Here is a 14854-nt window from a genome sequence, read left to right as displayed (position 1 = left end):
CCGGCGCCCGACGGTCAGTAGCGGGTGGCGACCGGTTCGCGCAGTTCGGCGTCGTCGAAGTGGCCGATCTCGGCTTCGGGCGATGCGTCGCCGCGGATGCGCAGACCGAACAGGGCGCGGGTGGCGGTGACCACGGTGAGGGCGGCGCCGAGCATGTGGGTGAGGACCATCCACTCGGGGAGGCCGTTGAAGTACTGGATGTAGCCGATCAGGCCCTGCGGGATCAGCACGGCCAGCAGCCACCAGACGCGGTGCTGGGCGTCCGTGGGGGCGTCGGTGACGCGCAGGGCCAGGGCCAGGGCGACGGCCGCGCCCAGGAGCAGGAAGGCCAGGTCGGCGTGCAGCCAGGCCATCTGGTCGATGTTCACGTCGAAACGCTTGGCCTTGAGGTCGCCCGCGTGCGGCCCGGAGCCGGTGACCACGGTGCCGATCACGACCAGCGCGCCGGCCACGGCCAGCGTGCCGTAGCCGAACCAGCGGATCTCCGGGCGCACCGGCAGCCGGGCCGGGGCGTCGCCCTCGCCGCCGCGTTCGTACAGCGCGACCGCCGAGGCGATCAGCAGCATGGACAGGAGCAGGTGACTGGCCACCGCCATCGGGTGCAGGTCGGTCAGCACGGTGATGCCGCCCAGTACGGCCTGGCCGACGACCGTGCCGATCTGGATCCAGGCCAGCGTGGTGATGTCCTTGCGGCGCACCGTCAGCCGGTATGCGGCCACCACGCAGGCCACCGCGATCGCGCCGACCACGTAGGTCAGCATGCGGTTGCCGAACTCGATGTACGCGTGGTGGCTGACCGCCTGGTGCGGCGTCCAGTCGCTGGTGTCCTTGTCGCACCGGGGCCAGGTGTCGCACCCCAGGCCCGAGTCGGTGAGTCGGACGAGACCGCCCGTGACGACGATGCCGATCTGCGCCACCAGGTTCGCGAGGAACACCCGGCGGGCGACGAGGGGGGAGACGGCCTGCAGACTCATGCGCGACATGCTACGTCGTGAATGAATTCACAAGCGCACCAGGGGTGTCGACCGATGCCGATCCCGCGCCGCGCCCGCCGCGCTCGCGGACCTCACTCCCAGCGGAAGAAGCGCGCCGCCGCGCCCAGGCCCAAAACCGCCCAGACCGCCAGGATCGCCAAGTCGCCCAGCGGCAGCCCGGATCCGTCCCGGAGCACGTCCCGCAGCCCGTCCGACAGCGCCGAGATCGGCAGCAGCGCGAGCGTGTGCTCGACCCCGGAGGGGAACTTGTCCAGCGGCACGATCACCCCGCCGCCCAGCAGCAGCAGGATGAACACCAGGTTCGCGCCGGCCAGTGTGGCCTCGGCGCGCAGTGTCCCGGCCATCAACAGGCCCAGCCCGGAGAAGGCCGCGGTGGCCGACAGGAGCAGCAGGACCACCCACACCGGATTGCCGTGCGGCGACCAGCCCAGCGCCAGCGCGATCACCACGAGCAGCGCCACCTGGAGGATCTCCACCAGGACCACGCAGGCCGTCTTGGCGAGCATCAGCCCCCACCGCGGCAGCGGCGTCGAGCCGAGCAGCTTGAGCACGCCGTAGCGGCGCTCGAACCCGGTCGCGATCGCCTGCCCGGTGAAGGCGGTCGACAACACCGCCAGCGCGAGCACGCCCGGGGTCAGGAAGTCCACCCGCTCGCCGTCCCCGGTGTCCACGATGTCCGCCGAGGAGAAGACCACCAGCAGCAGCGTCGGGATGATCACCGTCAGTAGCAGCTGCTCACCGTTGCGCAGCAACATCCGGGTCTCCAGCGCGCTCTGCGCCAGGATCATCCGGCGCAGCGGCGCCGCCCCCGGCGCGGGCGCGAACGTACCGCGCGTCCCGTCCTTCGATACCGCAGCCTTCGCCACCGCGCTCAACTCCGCAGCTCCCGTCCGGTCAGCTCCATGAACACGTCCTCCAGGCTGCGTCGTTCCACCGTCAGCCGCTCGGGCATCACCCCGTGCTGCGCGCACCACGAGGTCACCGTGGCCAGCAGCTGCGGGTCGATGTCGCCCTCGATCCGGTACGCACCGCGGGACACCTCCAGCGCCTTGGCGCCCTCCGGCAGCGCGTTCAGCAGCGAGCCCAGGTCCAGGCCGGGCGGTCCGGCGAAGCGCAGCGAGTTCTCCGCGCCGTCGTGGCACAGCGCCTCGGGCGAGCCGGACGCGATCACCCGGCCCCGATCCACGATCGCCACCTCGTCGGCGAGCTTTTCGGCCTCGTCCATCAGGTGGGTGGTGAGCACCACGCTCACCCCGTCGCCGCGCAGCTCGCGCACCAGATCCCAGGTGGCGTGCCGGGCGTGCGGGTCGAGTCCGGCGGTCGGCTCGTCCAGGAAGACCAGCTCGGGGCGGCCGACCACGGCGAGCGCGAGCGCCAGGCGCTGCTGCTGTCCGCCGGACAAGCGCCGGTAGGTGGTCCGCCCGCACGAGCCCAGGCCCAGCCGCTCGATCAGCATCGACACGTCCAGGGGGTGGGCGTGCAGCTTCGCCACGTGCCGAAGCATCTCCTCGGCGCGCGCCCCCGAGTACACGCCGCCCGACTGCAACATCACCCCGATCCGGGGCCGCAGCGCGGCGGCGTCGCGCACCGGGTCCAGGTCGAGCACCCGCACCTCGCCCGCGTCGGCGCGCCGGTAGCCTTCACAGATCTCGATCGTGCTGGTCTTCCCGGCACCATTGGGGCCGAGCACCGCGGTCACCAGGCCGCGTTCGACGGTGAGCGAGAGCCCGTCCACGGCGGTCTTGTCGCCGTAGCGCTTGACCAGGCCCGTGATCGCGACTGCCGGCGGCGAGGAGTCCATGACGAGTCAGTCTAGAAAGGTCTCGGCACCCCTCGTGGCGGGGTCGTCCGGATCGGTCCATCTGACGGGCCGTCAGGAAATCCGCAGGTCGGGCCGGGTGCGACCCGAGGTGTGTTGTTAGGCACACCTAAGTGACGGACCGCACGTGATCGCCGTTTGGTCTGGGGACCGATTAACGCAACAATGGTGTTGTGGAATACATGCGAACGAGCGAAGAGGCACCGAGGCGGACCCCCGCCGCGGCTGTCGGCACGCCCGAGCATGACGGTCACGAGGGCACCCGGCACCGGGTCACCCGCTCGATCGTCGACCACGGCCCGTCCACCGCGGCGGACCTGGCCGAGCGACTGGAGCTGACCCCGGCGGGCGTGCGTCGCCATCTGGACGCACTGGTCGCCGAGGGTGTCGTCGAGGCCACCGAGCAGCGCGTCTACGGGCGCCGAGGCCGGGGTCGCCCGGCCAAGGTGTTCGCGCTGACCGACGTCGGCCGCTCCGGCTTCCACCAGGAGTACGACGAGCTGGCGGCGGATGCGCTGAGCTTCGTGGCCGAGCACCTCGGCGACGAGGCAGTGACGAAATTCGCCCGCGAGCGGCTTGCCGCGCGCGAGGAGAGGTATCGTCCCTCGGTCGAGTCCGCACCCCCCGGGGAGCGGGCCCGAGCGCTGGCCGAGGCGCTGTCCGCCGACGGGTATGCCGCGAGTGCGCGGCCCGCACCCGGCGGAGAGCAGCTTTGCCAGCACCACTGTCCGGTGGCTCACGTCGCCGAGCGGTTTCCGCAGCTCTGCGAGGCCGAGGCCGAGGCGTTCGCGCGCCTTCTCGGTACGCACGTGCAACGGCTGGCGACGATCGCCCACGGCGACGGCGTCTGCACCACGCACGTTCCCGCTGTACAGGCTGAATCGGCCGGTCCGACCGGCCGCAGGGTCGGCTCGTCCGGCCCGAAGGCCGTTTCGTCCGGCCCGAAGGCCGTTTCGTCCGGCCTGAAGGCCGGCTCGTCCGGTCGCAAGAACAGCGAAGACAAGAATCCGCCGCGCCGGGGCCCTTCCCGTCTGCGGGAATCGACCGACGCCACCCCGGCTTCCGGGAGGACTACTTCATGACCACCGACGCTCGCCCCGAGCTCGAGGGCCTGGGCACCTACGAGTACGGCTGGGCCGACTCGGACACCGCCGGTGCCTCGGCGCGACGAGGCATCTCCGAAGAGGTCGTCGCGGACATCTCGGCGAAGAAGTCCGAGCCCGAGTGGATGTTGAAGCAGCGCATGAAGGGCCTTCGGCTCTTCGGCAAGAAGCCGATGCCGACGTGGGGCTCCGACCTCTCCGGGATCGACTTCGACAACATCAAGTACTTCGTGCGCTCGACCGAGAAGCAGGCCGCCTCGTGGGAGGACCTGCCCGAGGACATCAAGAACACCTACGACCGGCTCGGCATCCCGGAGGCGGAGAAGCAGCGCCTGGTCGCGGGCGTCGCCGCCCAGTACGAGTCCGAGGTCGTCTACCACCAGATCCGCGAGGACCTGGAGGAGCAGGGCGTCATCTTCCTGGACACCGACACCGGGCTGCGCGAGCACCCGGAGCTGTTCAAGGAGTACTTCGGCTCGGTCATCCCGACCGGCGACAACAAGTTCTCCGCGCTGAACACCGCGGTGTGGTCCGGCGGCTCGTTCATCTACGTCCCGCCGGGCGTGCACGTGGAGATCCCGCTCCAGGCCTACTTCCGGATCAACACCGAGAACATGGGCCAGTTCGAGCGCACGCTGATCATCGCCGACGAGGGCTCCCACGTGCACTACGTCGAGGGCTGCACGGCGCCGATCTACAAGTCGGACTCGCTGCACTCGGCCGTGGTCGAGATCATCGTCAAGAAGAACGCCCGGGTGCGGTACACGACCATCCAGAACTGGTCGAACAACGTGTACAACCTGGTGACCAAGCGCGCGGTGGCCCACGAGGGCGCCACGATGGAGTGGATCGACGGCAACATCGGTTCCAAGGTCACCATGAAGTACCCGGCCGTGTGGCTGCTCGGCGAGCACGCCAAGGGCGAGACGCTGTCGATCGCCTTCGCGGGCGAGGGCCAGCACCAGGACGCCGGTTCGAAGATGGTGCACTGCGCCCCGAACACGTCGTCCAACATCGTGTCCAAGTCGGTCGCGCGCGGCGGTGGCCGCACCTCCTACCGCGGTCTGGTCCAGATCGAGGAGGGTGCGCACGGTTCGACCTCGTCGGTCAAGTGCGACGCGCTGCTCGTGGACACGATCAGCCGCTCGGACACCTACCCGTACGTCGACGTCCGCGAGGACGACGTGTCGATGGGTCACGAGGCGACCGTCTCGAAGATCTCCGACGACCAGCTGTTCTACCTCATGAGCCGCGGCATGACCGAGGACGAGGCCATGGCGATGATCGTGCGCGGGTTCGTCGAGCCCATCGCGCGCGAACTGCCCATGGAGTACGCCCTCGAGTTGAACCGCCTGATCGAGCTTCAGATGGAAGGGGCTGTGGGCTAGTCCATGGCTGCGAACACCAACACTCCCGGTAGCACGACCGCCGGATCGATTGCCGTGCGCGAGGCCGGGGCCGAGAACGTGCTCGCCGGCCCCGGCACCGGTCGCTCGGTCGCCCAGCCCGCGGACGCCCGTCAGGTCGCCGTCGCGTCCTACGACGTGGCCGACTTCGTGGTGCCCACCGGCCGCGAGGAAGACTGGCGGTTCACCCCGCTGGCCCGCCTGCGCGGCCTGCACGACGGCACCGCCGCGGGCGGCGACCGGGGCGAGGTCACCGTCTCGGTGACCGCGCCCGAGGGTGTCACCGTCGAGACGGTGGACCGCTCCGACGCGCGGATCGGCCGCGCCGGCGCGCCCGTCGACCGGGTCGCGGCCCAGGCGTACAGCTCGTTCGAGAAGGCCACGCTCGTCGTGGTCGGCAAGGACACCCAGCTCGCCGAGCCGGTCGTGGTCACCCTGCACGGCGCCGGCGGCACCGCGTTCGGGCACGTCACGATCGAGGTCGAGCGGTTCGCCGAGGCGACCGTCGTGCTCGACCACAGCGGCTCCGCGACCTACGCGCAGAACGTCGAGTTCATCGTCGGCGACGGCGCCAGGCTCAAGGTCGTCTCGATCCAGGACTGGGACGCCGACTCCGTGCACGTGGCCTCGCACCTGACCCGGGTGGGTCGGGACGCGTCCTTCACGTCGGTCGTGGTCACCCTCGGCGGCGACCTGGTCCGGCTGTTCCCGCGCGTGGTCTACGACGGCCCGGGCGGCGACGCCGAGCTGTACGGCGTGTACTTCGCCGACGCCGGCCAGCACCTGGAACACCGGCTGTTCATCGACCACGACGTGCCCCAGTGCCGCAGCCTGGTCACCTACAAGGGCGCGCTCCAGGGTGCGGACGCGCACACGGTGTGGATCGGCGACGTGCTCATCCGGGCCGCCGCCGAAGGCACCGACACCTACGAGCTCAACCGCAACCTGGTGCTCACCGACGGCGCGCGCGCCGACTCGGTGCCCAACCTGGAGATCGAGACCGGCGAGATCGCCGGCGCCGGGCACGCCAGTGCGACCGGGCGCTTCGACGACGAGCAGCTCTTCTACCTCCAGTCGCGCGGCATCCCGGCGGACGAGGCCCGCCGCCTGGTCGTGCGCGGCTTCTTCGCCGAGGTGATCTCCCGGGTCGGCCTCGCCGACCTCCAGGAGCGGCTGATGAAGCAGATCGAGGCGCGCCTCGAAGGCGGCGCCCGATGAGCTATCTCAAGGCCTGCGCCGAGACCGACCTGCACGAGGACACGCCGCTGCGCGTCGTGCTCGACGAGGTCCCGGTCACCCTCGTGCGCACCGAGGGCGACGTGTACGCGATCAACGACGTGTGCTCGCACGCCAACGTCTCCCTCTCCGAGGGCGAGGTCGAGGACTGCACGATCGAGTGCTGGCTGCACGGCTCGCGCTTCGATCTGCGCACCGGCCGCCCCTCGGGCCCCCCGGCCAACCTGCCGGTCCCCGTGTACCCCGTGAAGATCGACGGCGGCGCCGTCTATGTCGAAGTGAACCAGGAGTCCTGAGTCCGTTATGGCAACGCTTGAGATCCGCGACCTGCACGTCAGTGTGGACGCCGAGAACGGTCCGCGCGAGATCCTTCGCGGCGTCGACCTGACCGTGAAGCAGGGCGAGACCCACGCCATCATGGGCCCGAACGGCTCCGGCAAGTCCACCCTGGCGTACTCGGTCGCGGGCCACCCGAAGTACAAGGTCACCGGCGGCAGTGTGCTGCTCGACGGCGAGGACGTGCTGTCCATGACCGTCGACGAGCGGGCCCGCGCCGGCCTGTTCCTGGCCATGCAGTACCCCGTCGAGGTCGCCGGCGTCTCGGTGTCCAACTTCCTGCGCACCGCCGCCACCGCCACCCGTGGCGAGGCCCCCAAGCTGCGGCTGTGGATCAAGGAGGTCAAGGAGGCCATGGAGCGCCTCCAGATGGACCCCGCCTTCGCCGAGCGCAACGTCAACGAGGGCTTCTCCGGCGGCGAGAAGAAGCGCCACGAGATCCTTCAGCTGGAGCTGCTCCGCCCGAAGATCGCCATCCTCGACGAGACCGACTCCGGTCTGGACGTCGACGCGCTGCGCGTGGTGTCCGAGGGTGTCAACCGGGTGCAGGCGACCGGCGAGATCGGCACCCTGCTGATCACCCACTACACGCGCATCCTCAAGTACATCAAGCCCGACCACGTGCACGTCTTCGCAGGCGGCCGGATCGTCGAGTCCGGCGGCGCCGAGCTCGCGGACAAGCTCGAGGACGAAGGCTACGAGGCGTACACCGGCAAGGGGGAGACTGCATGACAGTGCACCTGCCGGGGCTGCTCGACACGGACGTGATCCGCAAGGATTTCCCGATCCTCGAACGGCTCCTGCACGGCGACCGACCGCTTGTCTATCTGGACAACGCGGCCACGTCGCAGACCCCGCGCCAGGTGATCGACGCCATGACGCAGTACTACGCGAACAGCAACGCGAACGTGCACCGCGGTGTGCACGTGCTGGCCGAAGAGGCCACCGCGCTCTACGAGGGTGCCCGGGACAAGGTCGCGGAGTTCATCAACGCGCCCAGCCGGGACGAGGTGATCTTCACCAAGAACTCCTCCGAGGCGATCAACCTCGTGGCCAACATGCTGACCTGGGCGGACGAGCCGTTCAAGGTCGGCGTGGGCGCCGACGTGGTGATCACCGAGATGGAGCACCACTCGAACATCGTGCCGTGGCAGCTGCTCGCGCAGCGCACCGGCACGAAGCTCAAGTGGTTCGGTCTCACCGACGAGGGCCGGCTCGACCTGTCGAACATCGAGCAGGTGATCACCGAGGAGACCAAGGTCGTCTCGGTCGTGCACACCTCGAACATCCTCGGCACGGTCAACGACCTGGAGCCGATCGTGCGCCGCGCGCACGACGTCGGCGCCCTGGTCGTGGTCGACGCGTCGCAGGCCGCGCCGCACACCGTGCTGGACGTACAGGCCCTGGGCGCCGACTTCGTCGCGTTCACCGGCCACAAGATGTGCGGCCCGACCGGCATCGGCGTGCTCTGGGGCCGGCTGGGTCTGCTGGAGGAGCTGCCGCCGTTCCTGGGCGGCGGCGAGATGATCGAGACCGTGACGATGAGCGCGTCCACGTACGCGCCCGCGCCGCACAAGTTCGAGGCCGGCACCCCGCCGATCGCGGAAGCGGTCGGGCTCGGTGCGGCGATCGACTACCTGTCGGCGATCGGCATGGATCGTGTCGCCGCGCATGAGCACGCGATCACGGGGTACGCGATCGACGCGCTCAACGCCGTCGAGGGTCTGAAAATCATCGGCCCGGCGGACAACGTGGCGCGCGGTGCGGCGATCTCCTTCACCTTCGGCGACATCCACCCGCACGACGTGGGCCAGGTGCTCGACGAACAGGGCATTGCGGTCCGGGTGGGTCACCACTGCGCCCGTCCGGTGTGCCTGCGCTACGGCGTGCCGGCGACCACGCGGGCCTCGTTCTACCTCTACTCCACTCCGGCCGAGGTCGACGCGCTCGTGGCCGGGCTGGAACATGTTCGACAGTTCTTCGGCTGAACGGGGCGGGAGGCGAAGAGATGAAGCTTGACGGGATGTACCAGGAGATCATCCTGGATCACTACCGGCACCCCCACAACAAGGGGCTGCGGGACCCGTTCGACACCCAGGTCCACCACGTCAACCCGACCTGTGGGGACGAGGTCACGCTGCGCGTGAAGCTGGACGGCGAGAAGGTTCTCGACGTCAGCTACGAGGGCCAGGGGTGTTCGATCAGCCAGGCCAGCGCGTCCGTGATGACCGACCTGGTGATCGGGCACACCATCGAGGACGCGATGCGCGCCGGGGACGAATTCCTCGCGCTCATGCAGTCCAAGGGACAGGGCGAGCCGGACGAGGACGTCCTGGAGGACGCCGTGGCGTTCGTCGGCGTCAGCAAGTACCCGGCGCGGGTGAAGTGCGCGCTGCTGGGGTGGATGGCCTTCAAGGACGCCACCGCGCAGGCGCTGCAGACGACGGAAGGGCAGAAATGACCGAGACGCAGGCGCGTCCCGCGGCTACGCCGGAGGACGTCACCGAGGCCATGTACGACGTCGTCGACCCCGAGCTCGGGATCAATGTCGTCGACCTGGGTCTGGTGTACGGCGTACACGTCGACGACGCGAACATCGCGACCATCGACATGACGCTCACCAGTGCGGCGTGTCCGCTCACGGACGTGATCGAGGACCAGACGCGGACCGCGACCGAGGGGATCGTCGCGGACATGCGGATCAACTGGGTCTGGATGCCGCCGTGGGGGCCGGACAAGATCACCGACGACGGACGCGAGCAGCTGCGCGCGCTGGGGTTCAACCTGTAGCCTCCCGGGCCGGCGGGCCCTTTGGCCTCAAACGCCGGCCGGGCCGGATTGCTTGGCCTGGGCGGCCTCAGACGCCGGCCGGGCTGGTTTTGCTTGGTCGGCGTTGGGCGTTTCGGTTTGGCCGGGGTGGCTTCAGGCGTCGGCCGGGCTGGGGTTGCCCGGTCGGCGTTGCGCGTTTTGGTTGGGCTTGGGTGGGTGTGAAGAGCGCCGGGTGGGTCGATGGATGTCGGCCCGCCCGGCGCTTTCGCCTTGTCAGGGGCGGGGTTGGGTTACGCCGAGGAGTTCGAGGACGTCGGTGTCGCCGCGTTGTTGGAGGCGTTGGAGGACGGCCTTGAGGTCGATGCCGGGGTCGAGGCCGATTCGGGCACCGAGGAGCTCGGGCAGGTTGACCTGCTCCGGGACCGGGTCCACGCCGGTGTGGCGTAGGGCGCGGGCCCAGCGGGGGAGCCGGACCGTGGCGTCGCCGCGGACCAGGCGGGCCTCCAGGCGGCCCTGGTGGATGGACGAGATGAAGACCATGTCGCCCTCGTGCGCGGTCAGGCCGGCCAGGATGGCGCGCAGGGACACCAGGTAGGGCGTGTCGGACCAGCGCAGCGCGGCGGGGCCGTGCCCGTGGTGCAGGCGGACCTGCCCCCCGGGTGTGACGCCCAGGGCCTGGGCGAACGCGACCGGCAGCTTGACCGGTTCGCCCTCGATCATCGCGGTGGACACGTCCACCCGGAACGCCCACGCGCCGTTGTCCTCGCGGAAGCAGCCCGCGGTCCAGGACGGATCGCCGATCGGCGCCGCCTGCTGCTGCTTCTGGGCCGGCCGCTCCAGGGTGTCCGCCGAGCGGGAGAGCACTTGGCCGTTCTCCACCTGGAAGCCGTCCAGCCGGCTGATCCAGGCGGTCTGCAGCGGCTCGCGGATACCCATCGCGGCCAGGTCGCGCTGCAGCGCCCGAAGCGGCACCGGGCCGTGGGCGCAGGCCGCGTCCAATGTGCTCTGGGTACGCTCGGACAACTCGCCGAGCGGCGCGCCGGACAGCCAGCCGTCCACCGACGTGTGCAGGCCGAGCAGGCCGCGCAACACCTGCCACACCTGGATCTCCAGGCCCGGGACGGTCTCGGTGTGCTTGGGGTGCAGCGCGCGCAGTTCGGACACCGTGGTGAGCACGCCGAGTCGGTCCCGGACGAAGCTCAGGTGGATCCGGACCGGGGCGCCCTCGGAGCGGGCGATCCGCTCGTCCAGGTTGCGCCGCAGGTCCCGCTCCAGGACCTTGACCTCGGCCGGCGAGGTGCCGAACTCGGCTGCCAGCGACTCCAGTTCGCGCGGCGAGTCGGTGAACAGGCGATCCCGGGCGAGGATCTTGCGCTGCGGTTCGGCGGCGGTGAACCAGGACCCCAGGACGGCGACCGGGTCGCCGCCGCCGGGTTCGCCGGCGCGCGGCAGCGGCCGGTCGACGAGCATCGTGGCGTCCTGGGTTCCGGGCAGCGGGCCCGGCACCATCTCGACGGTGGCCTCGGGGTCGGCGGCGGCGGCCTTGGTGCCCCGGTTGGTCCGCGGCACCGCCGAGTGGTCCGGCGGCGCGGGCACGGACGGCATCTCCGCGGCGGTCGCACCGGCGGCCGGCTCCGCGACGGACGTCGGGGCCGGCGCGGTGCGCGGCGGGTGACTCGGTCGAGGCGGGATGCGCAGGCCCTCGGGCGTGCGTGCCACGTCCGACTCGCCGACCGCCGGCAGCCGGCCCGCGGTGGGCGGCGGGACCTCGCCGAACGCGTCCTGCCCGAGGTCCTCGGTGGCATCACTCTCGGTGGAATCGGCCGCGGCGGGCTTCGACTTCGACTTCGGGTCCGACTTCGACTTCGATTTCGGCGCCGGGTCGGTCGGCCCGCGGCCCTTGATCGTGCGGAGCGGGATGTCCGCGACCGTCATCGGCGGCGTCTCGCCGAACGCATCCAGGCCGGGCAGGTCGCCCTCGGTCGCGGGCTCGGCGGACACGGCGCGCGGCGGCGCGTCCTCGGTGGTGTCCTCGGTCCGGATCACCGGCTCCCGACGGTTGCCGGATCCCGACCCGATCCCGGGCTCGTCGGACCCGTCGGCGGGGGAGGGCGACGCGGACCCGGCTCGGGGTTCGGCCTCGGCCGTCGGCTTGCGGCCGGCCGGCGCGACCGGGGCCACGTCGGCCCGGGTGGGCGGCGGGACCTCGCCGTACGCGTCGCGGCCCGTCGCCGGCTCCGGCGTCGCCGCGGGCGGCCCGGTCGGCTCGGCCTCTGCTTCGTCCGTCTCGGGCGTCTCCGGTGCGGCCACCGTCGCCGGCGGCATCGCGAGCGAGGCACGCAGCCCGGACGGGACCTGGGTGAGCAGCGCGGTCAGCGCCGTCCGGACCTCGTCCGAGGCGTCCTCCAGGCCGACCACCGCTGCGGTCTCCAGGGTGACCTGGGCGAGTTGTGCCATCAGCGGTACATCCGGCGCCTGGGCGGCCAGCCAGCGCACCACCGTGCCCAGTTCGGCGGTCAGCGGCTCGGGCAGCTTGACCGGGCGCAGTTCGTCCTCGTCCAGGTCGCCCCAGTCGTCCGGGTTGTCCCAGTCGCCGTCCGCCGGCGCGGCCGGGATCGCGGCGCTCGACGCGACGGGCACCGGCTCGGGAGTGGGCTCCGGGTCGGGCTCGGTCGGGGTCGGTTCCGGCTGCTCCTCGACCGCGGACGCCGGTACGGGCGCGCTCGCCGCGGTGTCGGGTGCGCCGAACACCGCGTCCACGTCCACCGATTCGTCGTCCGCGGGCAGGAGTCCGAGCACCTCCTCGAACAGCCGGGCCACCAGGGGCCGCACCGTCGAGGTGCCGATCTGGGTCCAGTCGCCGACTTCGCGCACGGTGGTGGTGAGCAGGTCCGCCCAGTCCGGCGTACGCACCATCACGTTCGTCCGGGCGCCGTCGGGCCACTGGGACAGCCGGAAGCCGTTGCTGGCCAGCCACGCCCCGGGCAGCAGGTCGCCCAGGCGCAGGTGTCGAAGTTCGGTGTAGGCCAGATCGGCGAGCCGCCCCGGGAGCTCGTCCCGGCCGAAGGTGTCCGCGGCCCGCACCACGGGCACGCTCATCCACCACGCCGCGGGCAGATCCTCGTGTTCGAGGTAGTCCGCGACGAGTTCGGGCGCGACGAAGCGCAGGGCCGGTACGAAATCGGCCAGAGTGGCCTGGAGCCGGGGCTGCATGCAGGTCCTCCGTGACGCGGTCGGTACCCCCGACGTTAGCGGCCGGGTGGCGAGCCGGCACCGGGTGTCCGGGCCGTTGCCATCTGCTTGCGGGACGAAGCGGCGGATCGGTTGGTTCCCCGAGCCCCGTCCCGGGCCGTGCGATACGAGTCACGCGGCGGCCCCGCGCGCTGCTCGGAGCGGCTGTCGTCGGGAATCGCTACCCCGCCGAGCCGGGCGGGAACCGCGTCCGGGGCGCCCGACGGCGCCTTTGTCGGCGGCGCGCGCCGATCGAGCGCCGGTCGCGCGTCCATCGCCGGGCCGCGCCACGTTTCACCGGGGGGAAAGAAGTCGATCTCACCAACAGCGGGGACAAGTGGCGGCTAGTTTGGACAAAGGTCGCCGATGGCTCCGGCCGCCTCATCCGTGCCACCAGGGGAGAGCAGGGGGAGACGTGGGCGAAACCGCATCATCGCCGCGATCCGGGGAGTCTTCGGCCGGCCCGCTGCTCCTGTCACTGCGGTTGACGGCCACCGTGGAAGCGGTCCCACGAGCGCGGCACGCGTTGCGTCGAGTGCTCGACGAGCGGGTTCCCGACGCACCCGTCGACACTCTCGAACTGCTCCTGTCCGAGCTGGTGACCAACGCGGTCAAACACTCGACGCGAGGTCATACGGTCGCGCTGGCCGTGCTGCGGCGGGAGAACTCGATCCGGATCGCGGTCGTGGACAACGACGCGGCGCTTCCGTCGCCGGGCGACGCGGTGGACCTGCTCGACGAACACGGGCGCGGGCTGCTGCTGGTGGACGCGATGGCGGAGGAGTGGGGCAGCTATCCCGTGCCGGACGGCAAGGTGGTCTGGTGCGACGTCAAGACCGTGGAGTGAACTCGGGTGCGTGGCACGTGGGTTGGTGGTCAGGGCGGGTGGTGCGTTCGGTGCGTTCGATGCGGCGGCGCGGGGGTGCGGGTGCCGGCGGTGGGGCGGGGTGCTGTGGGGCGCGGGGTCGCGAGGTCGGGGCGGTGTGGGGGTAGGGGCGGTTTAAACCAACAAGGGCGATTGATGGCGTAATTGGATCTCGGCGGGCACTCTGACAGGGACAGAGTCCACCCTGTGCAAGGAGGGTCCGTTGCGCGAACAGACCATCGGGGAACACCTCGACCGGCTGGCCGATCCCGACGTCGCGGGATGGGGGGCCGCTGCCGCGCTCCAGGCCGCGCAGGCTGCGGCGTTGATCGAGCGGGCGGCGGCGCTGGCGCTGCACACGACCGATGCCGAGGAGACGATGCGTGCGGCGCGGGCCGAGGCGGGGCGGATGCGGGAGCGGGCGATGCGGGTGGGCCTTGCGGCCGGAGTGGATTCCGTTGCCGTGGGCGAGGCCGAAGTGCCTTTGCGCATTGCCGCGTTGGCGGCGGATCTGATCGGGCTCGCGAGGACGGTTCGCGATGGTGCGGACGAGGACGTGTTGCCCTGTCTCGCGGCGGCTGCGGCCGGTGCGAGGGCTGCGCTGGAGGCCTCGGCTGCGTGGTTGTCGTCGCACGTCGCCGACGGCGAGGGGCGGGATGTGCGGTTGCGGTTGGCGCCTTTCGCCGACGGCGAGGGGCGAGATGTGCGGTTGCGGTTGGCGCGGCATCTTTCGGCTGTTGCCGATGCGGAGGAGATCGTGGATCGGTCTCGGTCGGCCTTGGTCGACGTGCGGGGCCTCAAGCGCCGGCTGGGCTGAGGGTTTGTTCGGCCGGCGTTGCGTTTTGGTTGGGTTGGGTTGGCCTCAAGCGCCGGCCGGGCTGAGTGGCCTCAAGCGCCGGCCGGGCTGGGTGGCCTCATGCGCCGGCCGGGCTGGGTGGCCTCATGCGCCGGCCGGGCTGGGTGGCCTCATGCGCCGGCCGGGCTGGGTGGCCTCATGCGCCGGCCGGGCTGAGGTTGCGTTCGGCCTGCGTTGCGTCTTGGTTGGGTTGGGGTGGCCTCGAGCGCCGGCCGGGCTGGGGGGCCTCATGCGGCGG

At 71.1% G+C, this 14854-nt stretch carries 14 protein-coding genes; 10 read left to right on the top strand and 4 right to left on the bottom strand.

Going from position 1 to position 14854, the window contains the following annotated elements; genetic code table 11:
- Window positions 1–14: 14 nt before the first annotated feature.
- The 3 genes from ACFZBU_RS07395 to ACFZBU_RS07385 all read right to left on the bottom strand — a co-directional run bounded on the left by ACFZBU_RS07395 (window position 15) and on the right by ACFZBU_RS07385 (window position 2796).
- Window positions 15–974: a heme A synthase gene (locus ACFZBU_RS07395; RefSeq protein WP_391582530.1), complete on the bottom strand. Its 960-nt coding sequence runs from the start codon at window positions 972–974 to the stop codon at window positions 15–17.
- A 92-nt stretch (window positions 975–1066) separates the two neighbouring features.
- Window positions 1067–1783 (bottom strand): ABC transporter permease, encoded by a 717-nt coding sequence (locus ACFZBU_RS07390; protein ID WP_391583061.1) that lies wholly within the window; start codon window positions 1781–1783, stop codon window positions 1067–1069.
- A gap of 83 nt (window positions 1784–1866) precedes the next feature.
- A complete protein-coding gene (locus ACFZBU_RS07385) occupies window positions 1867–2796 on the bottom strand; it encodes an ABC transporter ATP-binding protein (protein ID WP_391582529.1) in 930 nt (309 codons plus the stop codon).
- A 200-nt stretch (window positions 2797–2996) separates the two neighbouring features.
- Between ACFZBU_RS07385 and ACFZBU_RS07380 the strand changes: the two genes are divergently transcribed.
- The 8 genes from ACFZBU_RS07380 to ACFZBU_RS07345 are packed head-to-tail and all read left to right on the top strand — an operon-like array spanning window position 2997 to window position 9685.
- Window positions 2997–3896, top strand: coding sequence for a helix-turn-helix transcriptional regulator (locus ACFZBU_RS07380; protein ID WP_391583060.1), 900 nt, complete (start codon window positions 2997–2999; stop codon window positions 3894–3896).
- Window positions 3893–5305, top strand: coding sequence for a Fe-S cluster assembly protein SufB (gene sufB, locus ACFZBU_RS07375; protein WP_020553549.1), 1413 nt, complete (start codon window positions 3893–3895; stop codon window positions 5303–5305). The genes ACFZBU_RS07380 and sufB overlap by 4 nt, the downstream gene beginning before the upstream one ends.
- Window positions 5306–5308: 3 nt before the next feature.
- Complete coding sequence (gene sufD, locus ACFZBU_RS07370; protein ID WP_391582528.1) at window positions 5309–6541, top strand: Fe-S cluster assembly protein SufD; 1233 nt, start codon at window positions 5309–5311, stop codon at window positions 6539–6541.
- Entirely contained in the window at window positions 6538–6855 is a 318-nt protein-coding gene (locus ACFZBU_RS07365; RefSeq protein ID WP_355541499.1) for a non-heme iron oxygenase ferredoxin subunit, read from the top strand. Before sufD ends, ACFZBU_RS07365 begins: the two co-directional genes overlap by 4 nt.
- Before the next feature lie 7 nt (window positions 6856–6862).
- Complete coding sequence (sufC, locus tag ACFZBU_RS07360; protein WP_391582527.1) at window positions 6863–7627, top strand: Fe-S cluster assembly ATPase SufC; 765 nt, start codon at window positions 6863–6865, stop codon at window positions 7625–7627.
- Complete coding sequence (locus ACFZBU_RS07355) at window positions 7624–8883, top strand: cysteine desulfurase (RefSeq protein WP_391582526.1); 1260 nt, start codon at window positions 7624–7626, stop codon at window positions 8881–8883. The genes sufC and ACFZBU_RS07355 overlap by 4 nt, the downstream gene beginning before the upstream one ends.
- Window positions 8884–8903: 20 nt before the next feature.
- Window positions 8904–9356, top strand: a complete 453-nt coding sequence (gene sufU / locus ACFZBU_RS07350) for a Fe-S cluster assembly sulfur transfer protein SufU (RefSeq protein WP_391582525.1) — start codon at window positions 8904–8906, stop codon at window positions 9354–9356.
- On the top strand, window positions 9353–9685 hold the full coding sequence (locus ACFZBU_RS07345) for a metal-sulfur cluster assembly factor (protein WP_355541487.1): 333 nt from the start codon (window positions 9353–9355) through the stop codon (window positions 9683–9685). Before sufU ends, ACFZBU_RS07345 begins: the two co-directional genes overlap by 4 nt.
- 252 nt (window positions 9686–9937) lie before the next feature.
- Here the strand turns inward: ACFZBU_RS07345 and ACFZBU_RS07340 are convergent, their stop codons facing one another.
- On the bottom strand, window positions 9938–12877 hold the full coding sequence (locus tag ACFZBU_RS07340; protein ID WP_391582524.1) for a hypothetical protein: 2940 nt from the start codon (window positions 12875–12877) through the stop codon (window positions 9938–9940).
- A 433-nt stretch (window positions 12878–13310) separates the two neighbouring features.
- Between ACFZBU_RS07340 and ACFZBU_RS07335 the strand changes: the two genes are divergently transcribed.
- Together ACFZBU_RS07335 and ACFZBU_RS07330 are read left to right on the top strand one after the other, a co-directional pair.
- Window positions 13311–13742: an ATP-binding protein gene (locus ACFZBU_RS07335; RefSeq protein ID WP_391582523.1), complete on the top strand. Its 432-nt coding sequence runs from the start codon at window positions 13311–13313 to the stop codon at window positions 13740–13742.
- A gap of 241 nt (window positions 13743–13983) precedes the next feature.
- Window positions 13984–14577, top strand: a complete 594-nt coding sequence (locus tag ACFZBU_RS07330; RefSeq protein WP_391582522.1) for a hypothetical protein — start codon at window positions 13984–13986, stop codon at window positions 14575–14577.
- Window positions 14578–14854: the final 277 nt, after the last annotated feature.

This window comes from Embleya sp. NPDC008237 (genome assembly GCF_042956465.1).
GTDB lineage: Bacteria > Actinomycetota > Actinomycetes > Streptomycetales > Streptomycetaceae > Embleya.
Note: the sequence above shows the minus strand (reverse complement) of the source record. Positions and strands in the feature narration are given on the sequence as shown.